At 52.3% G+C, this 11,825-nt stretch carries 10 protein-coding genes and 1 pseudogene; 6 read left to right on the forward strand and 5 right to left on the reverse strand.

Features of this window, described 5'->3' with window-relative positions:
- Positions 1-873: 873 nt before the first annotated feature.
- Positions 874-1,257: a TRAM domain-containing protein gene (locus QA609_RS18585; protein WP_278304112.1), complete on the reverse strand. Its 384-nt coding sequence runs from the start codon at positions 1,255-1,257 to the stop codon at positions 874-876.
- Positions 1,258-1,777: 520 nt separating this feature from the next.
- On the opposite strand from QA609_RS18585, the gene QA609_RS18590 reads away from it, so the two are divergent.
- Complete coding sequence (locus tag QA609_RS18590) at positions 1,778-2,932, forward strand: amidohydrolase family protein (protein WP_278304113.1); 1,155 nt, start codon at positions 1,778-1,780, stop codon at positions 2,930-2,932.
- An 899-nt stretch (positions 2,933-3,831) separates the two neighbouring features.
- Positions 3,832-4,806 (forward strand): transcription initiation factor IIB, encoded by a 975-nt coding sequence (locus QA609_RS18595; RefSeq protein WP_278304114.1) that lies wholly within the window; start codon positions 3,832-3,834, stop codon positions 4,804-4,806.
- A 17-nt stretch (positions 4,807-4,823) separates the two neighbouring features.
- Here QA609_RS18595 and QA609_RS18600 read toward each other — a convergent pair whose 3' ends face one another.
- The 4 genes and pseudogenes from QA609_RS18600 to QA609_RS18615 form a co-directional block, all read right to left on the reverse strand.
- A complete protein-coding gene (locus QA609_RS18600; RefSeq protein ID WP_343233811.1) occupies positions 4,824-5,366 on the reverse strand; it encodes an IS630 family transposase in 543 nt (180 codons plus the stop codon).
- Positions 5,263-5,595: a winged helix-turn-helix domain-containing protein gene (locus QA609_RS24690; protein ID WP_343233812.1), complete on the reverse strand. Its 333-nt coding sequence runs from the start codon at positions 5,593-5,595 to the stop codon at positions 5,263-5,265. Before QA609_RS24690 ends, QA609_RS18600 begins: the two co-directional genes overlap by 104 nt.
- Positions 5,577-5,822 (reverse strand): annotated as a pseudogene (locus tag QA609_RS24695) (helix-turn-helix domain-containing protein); the annotation flags it as partial. The pseudogene QA609_RS24695 and the gene QA609_RS24690, both read right to left, overlap by 19 nt.
- A gap of 567 nt (positions 5,823-6,389) precedes the next feature.
- Positions 6,390-8,378 (reverse strand): hypothetical protein, encoded by a 1,989-nt coding sequence (locus QA609_RS18615; protein WP_278304116.1) that lies wholly within the window; start codon positions 8,376-8,378, stop codon positions 6,390-6,392.
- Between the two features lie 357 nt (positions 8,379-8,735).
- Here QA609_RS18615 and QA609_RS18620 point away from each other — a divergent pair, with 357 nt between their 5' ends.
- The 4 genes from QA609_RS18620 (at position 8,736) to QA609_RS18635 (ending at position 11,455) form a co-directional block, all read left to right on the forward strand.
- Complete coding sequence (locus QA609_RS18620) at positions 8,736-9,488, forward strand: hypothetical protein (protein ID WP_278304117.1); 753 nt, start codon at positions 8,736-8,738, stop codon at positions 9,486-9,488.
- A gap of 141 nt (positions 9,489-9,629) precedes the next feature.
- On the forward strand, positions 9,630-9,932 hold the full coding sequence (locus QA609_RS18625) for a hypothetical protein (RefSeq protein ID WP_049888981.1): 303 nt from the start codon (positions 9,630-9,632) through the stop codon (positions 9,930-9,932).
- Complete coding sequence (locus tag QA609_RS18630) at positions 9,933-10,445, forward strand: hypothetical protein (protein ID WP_278304118.1); 513 nt, start codon at positions 9,933-9,935, stop codon at positions 10,443-10,445. It abuts the gene before it with no gap.
- Between the two features lie 251 nt (positions 10,446-10,696).
- Positions 10,697-11,455, forward strand: a complete 759-nt coding sequence (locus QA609_RS18635; RefSeq protein WP_278304119.1) for a hypothetical protein — start codon at positions 10,697-10,699, stop codon at positions 11,453-11,455.
- The last annotated feature ends 370 nt before the right edge of the window (positions 11,456-11,825 follow it).

Consider the following 11,825-nt stretch of genomic DNA (forward strand, 5'->3'; position numbering starts at 1 on the left):
ACGGTTTGAGTGGCCACTTCAGTAGTTGCATGGAAGTTAGACGAGCTTTGACGCCGACGTGACAATGTCTCCTCGCTGAGGACGCTCCCGAATTCGCGGTCCACGTTTCCCTTTCGACGGTCGACCGGACCGCCTACGCATCGACTGCGACGCGGATCCTGTAGGCCAAGAACCTCCGACCGACTCGAAAAAACGAGAGACGAGAACTTCGGCCAGATGAACTCCGCTATGCGCTGGGAACGCTCGAGTCAGAGCAGTTACTCTCCGATCTGCCGCCGACAGTTGGTCGGATCGTTCAGACACTACTCACCGTTGGGAGTCGTCTCTCACAGTGTGAACTCGCTAACCGAGCAAATGTCTCGACACGGACGATCCGGAACTATCGCGACCGACTCTGGACATTCGGTCTCATCCGTGTCGACCAGAGCGGGCACCGACTGGCGTTGTCGTTTCAAGCGCTACCGACCGTCACGACCCTGTTGTTCCGGCTGTCCTCGAGGAGAACCAGACGCTCCTCGACGCAGCCGATGCATTGCTCGGGACGGTTCTCACACCAGATCGCTACGGCGATCCCGACGATCTACTTGGGAGTGCGCTGTTTTGGCCACTAGATCCGAAACGGCTACTCGAGTGTCCGGCGGTCGACCCATGGATGCAACTAGCAGCTACACTCACAGCGGCAAAATCCATCGAGGACAATCAGGCCGTTCAGATGGGGCCTCCGCTCGAGCAGCAATTGCTTTCTCACACAACTCCGTAGCAAAACTGTGTCTCGTTCTCTCTCCGATCTACTACCGCGTGTAGTTAACCAACTGAAGTCCAGCTATTGCAGTAGACTTCGGTCTAGCATCGTCGCGGTATGACGGTTCAAAATCACTCATAGTAGTCTAGCCGTTCTACTACGTCTGCAAACGCGACGTTTTCTTGCACTTGGTTGATTTCTATCCGTACTCGTTCTCCTTTCTCTGTGTCCGGGACGATCACGATGTATCCCCGCTCCACACGGCTGATTCCATCACCTTGCTCACCTATACTCTCGATATCTACGGTTCGGGTCTCTCCTTCTCCGACAGGAGGTTCTAGCGAACTATGCTCCCGTTCTAGTTCTTGGTCTGTCTCCTCTTTGGGGTTCGTGGACCGAGACAGCATAGCAACTCGATACACACTGTTTTCGTTTACATCACCGAGCTGGAGTTCGTGCGCGGGGACCTCAATGACATATGATCCATCTCGCTCTTCAACCTGTCCAGAGAACATGCAAAGAAATTGATCGGGAATATTCATCAAGAGTAGCGTGTCTTAGAGACAGAGACCTGAGTGCTTGAATCTATGGGATGGCCTATTTCACCTCTGTTTGAACAGCTGAATACGGTGCGTTCGCTTGCTGCCGCCATCTGTTCGAGGCTCGAGAAGAGAAGCGACAGACGGCACTCTCGCCGACCGTCGATGCCGACGACCCATTGGGGATGCTCATTGACTCTCTGGTCGTTCACGGAGGCGACGTCCACCTGGACTCTGCCCGAAACTCGAGCGATCGCTCGAGAGTACGGTCTCATCGCGGCCGAATTCCCATATGTAATCCAAGAACCAACCCGTTCATGTGCCCTCAGAGCTAGGCAAACCTTCCGTAAGCGTAGGCTTACGATCGCAGTATCGCATAAAAGACAGACGATAACAGCGCTGTATTCCGTGATGAGGTTTGACCACCTGAACGCACGTAAATTAAGCGCCTGCTACACGCGTTAATAATATACGCTGCTCTGTAGAGCTACAGGTTATGACTCGTTCGTCCCCATTCTCCGGCAATTCATCCTCTAACTCCGAGTCGGCTGGATCAGATGCTGGCGACTCACTATACTCAGAATTGCCCACGACGCGCCGGCGATATCTCGCGATAACAGGCGTCGGGCTCTCTACGGCCACTGCTGGGTGCACATCTACCGGTTCCGACGGATCAACATCAAACTCCGAAACCTCGGAGCCAACCGACGAAACGTCCGACGACACGGAGGTCGCCGAGACTGGCACAGAGAGCGACGAAGACGAAACGGAGACTAACGAAAACGAACCGGAGGAAGACGAGCCGGAAACCATCGACGACCTCCCGCTGTTCGACGCACATACGCACGTTATCCCGACGGAAGCTCGAGGTCGTGACCCTCTCTTCGCCGAGCAGCTCGTCGAGTGGATGGATACCAACAGTGTTGATCGAGCCATTGTCCTCGCGTTCGATGCTCCCGAAGCGTATCCGGTTCAGGCGCCGAGCGGGTGGGTGCTCGACGAGGTCGATTCGTATCCCGATCGGCTCGTTCCCTTCTGCACGGTCGATCCGCGAGACAGTGACGGAACGGACGCTGCCGCCGACCGCCTCGAACACTATATCGACCGCGGTGCTCGTGGATTCGGCGAGCTCAAAATTGAGATGGATATCGACGACGATCGCCTCGAACCGCTATATGAGCGCTGTGCGACCTACGAGTTGCCGATCCTCTTTCACACCGATCGGCAGATGATGCAGGACGAGGTCGGCCTCCCGCGACTCGAGGACGTACTGGCGTCGTATCCCAAGGCCGATTTCGTCGCACACGCCCACGGGTGGTGGTCGCATATGTCTGCGGACGTCGGGCCGCAGGATCTCGGGCGGATCCCGGAGGGACCGATCGAAGCTCCCGGCCGTGTCTGGGACTTGCTCGCGGAGTACGACAACATCTACGGTGACATCTCTACGCTTGGGGGATGGAACGCGCTCACCCGTGACGAAGCGTACGGACAGGCTTTCCTCGAGTCGCACCACGATCAACTCCTCTTCGGAACCGACTATCTCTTTCCCGGTCACCAGATTCCACACTTTGCCCTGTTCGAACAGTTTGATCTCGAGCTCAATGCGTGGGCGGATATTCGGTATCGAAACATCGAGAATCTGCTTCGCTGAACCGACGTTCGAGGGCGAAGGAACGCTCTAAATGGAGTGATCACGTTAGGTTCACATCTCGACGTAACGATCGGTGAATCCATCGAAATCAAGCCTCGGCTAGTGATCCTATGAAGCAGATATCTCGGTACGGACGATTCGGAACTACTGTAGTCGATTCAACATACTCGCTTTCATCCGTATCGGCCAGAACGGGTATCGGCTGGTGTTGTCGTTTCAGACGGCCACCGAACGCCACGACCCTGTTGTTCCGACCATCCTTGAGGAGAACCAGGCACACCTCGATGCAGCCGATTCACTTCTCGGAACGATTCTTCCACTCAATCGCTACGACGACCCCGACGACCCGCTTGGGAATGCGCTGTGGATCCATCACGATTACTCGAGCATCCGATGGTCGGCCCATGGATGCGATTAGCAGCTGTACTCGCAGCGACAGAATTTACCGAAGACAACCGGGCCGTTCGAATAGGACCATCGCTCGAGCGGCAGGCGCTTTCCCTGCCCCTCAGTGAACCGCCATCGGGGTCAAGTGGTTCGGGTTTGATCTCTCGTCATTGCGGAAGACTTTGTCTTCCGTACAACCCCGAGGCACTCGCCTTGCTTATTCGAGCATTCAACGGTTGGCTTATGGCTGCGGATTGTTGCTGCACTCACCGCAAGAGACTCTCTTGGGACCAAGCGGACCCTCCAGTTAGGTCCACCGCTCAAGCAGCAGTCGCTTTCTCGTGCAACTCCGTAGCAGCTGAACCTCGTTCTATCTCTGATCCACTACCGTGTGTATTAATCAACAAGAGCCCATCTATCTAGCCTCTAAATTTGAAATAGGGAAGTAGATCTGGCTATAGATCTATCGAACAGACGGGGATTTATCCCTCTATAGATATGGAATTATCCTCATGGAGCGCCACACGCGCCAGCGTAGTCCAAAGTCGGATCAACAGAGCGACGAATCTACGCGGACTGAAGAGGCTACAAACAAACAAACATGCGATGAATGTGGCTCGGGCGCTCTGACGACCAGTGAAGACCAAGGTGAACTCATTTGTGAGGAGTGTGGATTGATCGTTGAAACCACCAATATCGACCGTGGACCAGAATGGCGGGCTTTCAACCATTCAGAACGGCAAAACAAGTCTCGTGTTGGGGCTCCGACTACTAAGACGATGCACGATAAGGGCCTCACAACACAGATCGATTGGAAAAATAAGGATGCCTATGGTCGCTCAATTTCGTCAAAAAAGCGAAACCAGATCAATCGCCTGCGGAAATGGCAAGAACGAATTCGAACAAAAGACGCTGGCGAACGCAATCTCCAGTTCGCACTCAGTGAGATCGACCGAATGGCCTCTGCACTGGGTGTACCTCGGTCAGTTCGTGAAGTCGCGAGCGTAATCTATCGACGTGCGCTGAGCGAAGATCTCATCCGTGGACGTTCCATCGAGGGTGTTGCGACAAGCTGTCTGTATGCTGCCTGTCGGCAAGAGGGAATTCCACGCAGCTTAGAAGAGGTAGCTGGTGTTTCACGCGTTGAAAGAAAGGAAATCGGTCGAACATACCGCTATATCTCCCAGGAACTCTCTCTCGAAATGAAACCAGTTGACCCAAAGGAGTACGTGCCTCGATTTTGCTCTGCTCTTGATTTGAGTGAAGAGGTGCAATCAAAAGCCAGGGAAATTATTGATACAACTGCAGAACAGGGTCTCCTCTCCGGAAAATCCCCAACTGGATATGCTGCCGCTGCAATCTATGCTGCTTCGCTACTGTGTAATGAAAAGAAAACACAGCGTGAAATTGCAGGTGTTGCCCAGGTAACAGAAGTTACAATTCGAAATCGGTATCAAGAACAAATTGAACTCATGGGCATCCAGTAGTTGAGCTATAGTAGAAATTAGAAATAGTTACTCATTTTTGGGATCGAGAGTTGGTCGAGGGCGGTGTCGATCGCTGTTGTAAGTTCAGCAAGTGACTCAAAGAATCGGTTGCTGAGAGCTTCTTGGAGTTGTCTCCAGCACTCTTCGACCGGGTTTAGTTCGGGAGTGTACGCCGGTAACGTGACGAAGGCGAGGTCGTCACGGGCCGCCAAGGCCGTGACGGCCGACGCCTGAAAGTACGGTGCTCCATCTAACACAACGATCAAATCATCTTCGAGCTCTTTACATAATTCGAGAATGAAATGTTTCGCGTGGTCAGCGGTTACGTACTCTTCGAATCGAGAGAAAAAGCGATCACCGTCCTCGGTGATCGCGCCCAAGAGACACGTCCAGTCGCGTTGCCCGGACAATTCGACGGCCGGCCGCGTGCCGCGCGGAAACCACGCGGCACGCGGCTCAACTTGCACGGATTTCTTGGTTTGATCGATACAGACTACTGTGGCGTCCATCTCCCGCCGCTTTTTTGAGTTCTTCACGAAACGTTTCTTGCTCGTCAGCATCAGCTTCAGCGGCTGTGCGGCGTGGCTTTTGATAGCTCAATCCCGCTTCTTTGAGCAACCGCCGGCAGCTCGGGATTGAGTACTCGACATCGTATGTCTCGTCAAGATACTGCTGGACGAGCGCCGGCGTCCACGCCGGCGCGTCAACCCCAACTTCTTCAGGTGATTCGTGGACAGCTTCTTCGAACTCTTGTTGTCTTTTTCTGAGAGCTTTCGTTTTCTCCCAGATCGATGAGCATCAGTCACAGCCTGCTCAAGCGACTCGTCAGTGTCGAGTCGCTTGAGCCAGCTGTAGATTGTTCTTCGACCGGTGTCGTGCCACTCGGCAAGTTCGGTCTGTGTGATGCCGTTTTTGTACGCAATTGCTGCTAACAACCGTTGTGTCGGCTTGTTTCCCTCGACATTGTCGAGAGCATCCTGGAGTGCCTCGACAGAGATTTCGTCAAGATGGTCCATTAGACCACTCAGCGTTCCTCGGGCGGAAAGTTCTAATGGATACTATAGTTAGGTCCTCAGCGAGCAATAAGGCCTTTTGGAAATAGTTACTAGACATCTATATTGGATTCTCCTTCGTCCAAAAAATGGAATCTACTCTGACCACTCTTAGCCGAAATCTGTATGTAGGTGACTAAAACTAGTATGTTTATAAGAGGATAGTATGAATTGCTGTGGTAAGAGACGACAATGAGCAGAGAGGGGGTCATATTCGAAGAGACGTCGAAATTGATTAACGCTATCCAGTACTCTCTCACATCCAGTGAGCTTTCATCCCAAAGCAACTGGGAGAATCTCTTGCTTGGAATTACGTATCTCACCATACTGGCTATACTACCGCTCGCTGTTTTCACCGATCTCTTTTGTCTTCTCATCGGTGGGAAGAAAATCAAGAGAGCAAATAAATTAGAATTTTAAGAGAGTGAACCGAGCATGTAGTAAGCTCATAACAAAACAAGACGGGGATACAACAAGCGGCTTTTCAAACAGGCGTCCTAACTCCGTTAGAAATGCCGGCAACTCATCAACTCATCTTTGTCCAATAGACGGGGTGCAAAATACGACATCTCCATTGTCGTATACTATTCCCTGTGTTGGCCGGCAGATGCGCTCTTGAGCGGGATTTTCGAGATATCCAACTCCAGTTTCGGTATCAAAGAAGGTAGCCTCCTCGTTTTGAGTTGTTCGATAGAGCGTGTAATCGTGTGATGCTGATTCATTTTCCGGGAGTTCTATTGTCGTTGTCGGTGGATACGCGCCTGTTCGCTCTACTAGTGTCTGATATGGATGATCAGTATAAAGCGCCTGATCAGGACGAATCTCTCCACCAGTTGGCGACCCAGTCATTACACTAATTGTATCTACTGCCGCGAGTTCAGACTGATCGTATGCTAGCCGCTCATGTTGATCCGAAAAGACGGGGTTATCTGGATTGCTCTCGGCCGCAAGCATCATCCCACCTGGGTACAACAACACGACAATCACAAGGACAGCAACGACTGGTTTTGGAGAGAGATTGAGACTGAGTGTTCGAAGTCCGATTGCACCAAGAATCGCCATTAGCGCATAGAGGAACGCAAACCATCGGGTCGGGACAAAGTTACGTATTCCAAACATCGGAAGTCCAAGAACAAAAAAGAGCATGACACCTGCACCGAGCATTAGGGTAAATACCGACTGTTCGGCCCGGCGACGATGAACAACGTATAGACCACCGACAAGAGTAAGCCCAAATAGTACTAGAAAGCCAATCTCATTGACGTACGGGACGATTTGGTCAAGTAACGTTGTTTCGGTCTCTGGAACAGTAGTTTCTCCTCCACTTGAGGCACCCGGCGAGGCAAGCTCAAGAAATCCTGCACTTTCAGATAACGTTACGCCAAACCAGCGGAGAACAGTCGCTAAGAAAGAACTCTCTCGGTATGGCGTGAGCGACCAGACGAATATTGCTAGTCCAAAGTTGAACACGAGCAATCCAATTAGATTGACTGGCTCTTTCGTCCGAAATGAGTTCAGATCGAACCGTGCGAGCTCAGGTGGATCAACCATGAAAACAACTTGTGCAAGGAAGGCGGCACCAAGCAGAACCAGCACGATAAACGTTGAAACTTGATGTGTAAGGACGACCGCGATCGAGAGAACCATCAAAAGAGCAAAGTCCTGATCAGTATGGTCGATTCGCATCACGCGAATTAGCGCATAGACGATTGCCAAATAAAATACAAGCCCCATGCTCGTCGGGATCAAATGAATGCCCCACATGACGGTATAGTTCGCGACCGAAAATAGTGCTGCAGCAAAGGTTGCCCATCGCGTTGGGACAAGCAAATTCGCTGCAGCGTACACAATCAGAATCGAGAGTGGCATCGCAATTCCCACCGAGAAATAGAGTCCGATCCGTAGTGGCACGCTGTACACAAGCGAGGATCCCACGACGAACAGATGGAAGAACGGCGAGCCAAAGTGCTTGTCATACTCAATTGCCCCTACTGACTGTTCGGTATGGATCGCCTGGGTGAGTTCAGTCATGTGGGTCCAGACGTCGATTCCAATATAGCCCGGTGTCGCGTACAGCGCAGTAAATCGGAAGACGAAAGCAAAGATGACGAGTTGGAATAGAATTAGTCCACGGTGAAAGTCCCGGTCGCTCGTAAACAGGATCTGACCGAACAGTAACGTTCCAACGATACTCGAGATAGCAAAGAAGAGTGGTGTTCGTATCCCCTGCAAGACAGTTACGAAAACCATCGTGGCCATCCCGACCGTAGTAATACTGGGAAGCAACATTGTTGCAGGCGTCGATAGCGTCGGCAGCGTCCGTTCGCCTTCATCTTGATGGACAGCAAGCAAATACAGAATACAACCGAACCCAACAACGATTGGTATTGTGTTGATATAAACCTGTGAGGTTACAAAACGAAGTGGAAACAACAATAACGCAGCGATTATTCCAGCAACAGCTGCCGCTGTATCGAATCGAAATGGCCGCATGTTTGACAGAAGTTCCCAATATACCATTCTGCTTTAGATATATTTCAAAGAGTGTTAGTGATAAATATGCCGTATCTCGATTAGTGTACGTAGGACACACTGCGGAACGGTACAGAACTCAGCTAGGAATCACTATTACCGAGTCGAACAGTACGGTATGCAATTACACAACTACAAGAAATAGACGCGATCGAAACACAGGTCTCGTTTCGAGATGCACGACAACAGGTCTGCTCACTCTCCGGGGCAGGTACGGAAGTCGTTGACTCCCTCTCTTAGTAGCTCACAACCTTTCATTTGTCTTTCCAGTAGCTATCGAATATAGCCGGATCGGCGTCAATCTCCTAATTCATAGGGATCAGCAGAGACACTCATAGATTTGCGGTGGAGAGATTCGAGCACACGGTTGCTTCGCCGGTGTCAGCAGCTGAGCTCGGTAATCTTCTTGGCTACGGTGAAGGTTGGCATCCTCGAGAGTTCATGCGTGTCTCTGAGCAGGCGATCAACTCGCTACTGACGGAATACAACTCTGTCGAGGAGACATTTCAGGATCTCCGGTCTGAGGAGTCAGTTGCGGGTCCTTCTGAGCCGGAGACTGAGACTGAACAAGCGAGCGACGCCGATGACGGGCGGGTGCATACGGAGATTCAGTGGTATCTCGTGCAGTTAGGCCAGCAGCACGGGTACGACGTTCATGTTGCTATCAACGACAAGAATCGGACGTACCAAGGTGAGCGGTTGGGTGAGGACTGTCTCGAGGAGTTAGTGTTGCCAGGGTTCAGTGATGCCGTGACCAATATCATCCGCTATGTCGACGTGATCTGGCTCGAGGGGGACGCGATCGTTGCGATGTTCGAGGTCGAGAGTACAACGAGTATCTACAGCGGGATCTTGCGGATGACTGATTTCGTGACGCGAGTGCCGAACTTTGCTGTAGATATGTATATTGTCGCGGCGGAGTCGGGCTCCAATGCAGTTCGGAAGGAGATGACGCGGCCGACGTTCGAGACAGTGCTCGAGCCCGTTTCGCATAGCTCGCTGCAGTTTTTGAGTTTCGAGGACGCGCGTGAGCGCTACGAGACGCTCGAGTCTATGACATACTATCAAAAATCTACTATTTCACGACTCCACCTCTGAGTGAACTCGAGCGTGAACTCGCGACCTCGAAGCACATCGTGTATCTGACGACCGTCTGGCGAGAAATCAAACACGATCCTGGTTAGGCTCACATTGTACACACGAAAAGGGCTAAATATGCTGGCTCACAACGTACACATCATGAGTAGCGACAAGAAGCGCGTTCAGTTTCGGGCGCCACACCGACTCATCGACCGAACTGATGCACTCGCGGACGTCCTCGGAGAAGACCGGACGGACATCCTCGTAACTGCGCTCCGGGAGTACCTCCAGGAGGCCGCTCACGACGATGCGCTCACCCAAGAGATCGCAGCCGCCTACTACGACGGCGAGATTTCGTTCGAGCAACTCAAAGCACTCGTCGGCGCCGAAGAGGCGGCGAATCTCCGGGTGTTAAAACAGCAGCTAGACGAGGACTTCATCGACGAGGTTGCCGACGCGTAGATGTCGCGGCTTGTCGCAGACTCATCTGGCCTCATTAGTCTCGGGATCGTCGTCAGTAACGATCCCGATCCACTCTCAATTTGTCTGACCCAGTACGAGGTTGTGGTCCCAACAGCGGTCATCGAGGAACTCCGAGAGGTCGCCTCATATGATGATGCCCACGGTCGTGCCGCAACCGCCGTGCTCGAGCGAGATGAGATGCTCGAGATACGGTCGGTCGACCTCGACGCCGAGTTTCCGCTCGATGACGGTGAGAACGCTGCTGTCACCCTCTCGAACGAACTTGATGCCACACTATTTCTCTGTGATGAGTTTAACCAACTCGGCCTGATCCACGCGTCGCTCGCTGATACCCGGCTTGTGACGACGCCGACTATGCTCTCGGTCCTTGTCCAAACCGAGCAGCTGTCCGGTGCCGAAGCCCGGACACTCCTCGACAAGATCAGTGACGCCCGCAGCTGGGACGCGAACAGCTACGTACAGCGGGCCCGCTCGTTGCTCAAAGAACCCTGACAATACCACTCTCACATCAGTTGGCAGATGCCGGTCAATGCCCACTCGGGGTGCGAATCTTGCAAGAGGGATCTGCAGAGAATCGACCGCAGTTCGCTCCTCTCATTGACTGGCTGCTTCAAACTGAAATAGTCCTTAGTTGGAATTAGTGAAAACTCGGCAAACGATTTCGAAGATCGTTTCCTAAATTTATTCTAATTTTACTATCTAAAAACATATCTTTATATGTACTCTTAGTCAATATTTCATTCATGAAGCAATCGACACGGCGTCAGGTGCTTACACTCTGTGGATCGGCCACCGCGATTGGCATTGCGGGATGTCTTGGAGACGGCGACGATACCGAAACCGACGACCATAACGATGATAGCGGCGACGATATCGATGATACCGAAACCGGTGATGATAACGATGGAAGCGGCGACGATACCGGGACCGAAGACGATGGCGATGACAGTGGAAACGGTTCCGTGGCAGACTTGACGCTTGCCGATACGCCCCATACTGGTCGATACGAGTTCGAGGTCGCGGACCTAGGTATTGAGCAGTTTGTCTGGGAAGTTCAGGAAATAGATGGCGACGAGGCAACCGTTGATGTTACGAGTGACTTAGGGTCGGACTTCCTAGAAGAAGAGACGATTACGGTTACGCCAATTATTCCGGACGGCTTTTCTGATGGCCGCCCGCTCAACGAGGATCTCGATATCGACGAGCTCACAAGCGCTCGGTTTGGCGATTTGTGGTACCCGATCAATGATTTCGCAAACGTTGATTTATCCACACTTTCAGTCGGAGATACGTGGGAAGAAACGGGCGGGCTCAACTATGAAGTGACGGACACCGACAGTCATGCGGGGCTTGATTGTCTGGTTGTTGAGCGACGAATTATCGATGAGTTGGATTTCGAATACTGTGTCTCGACTGAGCATGCGATGATTCTGTACAGTGCTGATTTTGACGAAACAGGTGAAATCCTGCACGAGCTGACGCTCACTTCCTACGACGGGTAGCCGATCCCTCTCTCGGTCGCACAATTTCGTGATTTCAATAGTGCTGATATCGCAGCTGTATTTTCAATCGGGCTCGGAGAGGGTCTCACTGAGCCTGCTCCTACTGTCGCCCACTCCTCCGGAGATCTGAATCAACAATCCGGTCTTGACGGCGACGTCAGACGAATCAACCCATCAAGCAGCGAATGCAGTCGCAGTCGAAGACATCGAAATTTTTGTTGGTGCATCGGATGGCTGAAAGGAGCGTGAGCGACTGAGCAATTGTAGTGGCGGTCGAAGACCAGTACCGCCCCGACGCTTTCAGACGAGCGAGCCCCGGATCGAGTCGCGCAGAGGAGCGACGTTCTGGTCCCTGTACGCTTGAGTGAAG

It is taken from the genome of Natronococcus sp. A-GB7 (assembly GCF_029688865.1).
GTDB lineage: Archaea > Halobacteriota > Halobacteria > Halobacteriales > Natrialbaceae > Natronococcus.

Bases quoted from the DNA above. Each gene is read 5' to 3' on its own strand.
- QA609_RS18585 (WP_278304112.1), bottom strand. From the start codon at position 1,257: ATGTTCTCTGGACAGGTTGAAGAGCGAGATGGATCATATGTCATTGAG.
- QA609_RS18590 (WP_278304113.1), top strand. From the start codon at position 1,778: ATGACTCGTTCGTCCCCATTCTCCGGCAATTCATCCTCTAACTCCGAG.
- QA609_RS18595 (WP_278304114.1), top strand. From the start codon at position 3,832: ATGGAGCGCCACACGCGCCAGCGTAGTCCAAAGTCGGATCAACAGAGC.
- QA609_RS18600 (WP_343233811.1), bottom strand. From the start codon at position 5,366: ATGCTGACGAGCAAGAAACGTTTCGTGAAGAACTCAAAAAAGCGGCGG.
- QA609_RS18615 (WP_278304116.1), bottom strand. From the start codon at position 8,378: ATGGTATATTGGGAACTTCTGTCAAACATGCGGCCATTTCGATTCGAT.
- QA609_RS18625 (WP_049888981.1), top strand. From the start codon at position 9,630: ATGAGTAGCGACAAGAAGCGCGTTCAGTTTCGGGCGCCACACCGACTC.
- QA609_RS18630 (WP_278304118.1), top strand. From the start codon at position 9,933: ATGTCGCGGCTTGTCGCAGACTCATCTGGCCTCATTAGTCTCGGGATC.
- QA609_RS18635 (WP_278304119.1), top strand. From the start codon at position 10,697: ATGAAGCAATCGACACGGCGTCAGGTGCTTACACTCTGTGGATCGGCC.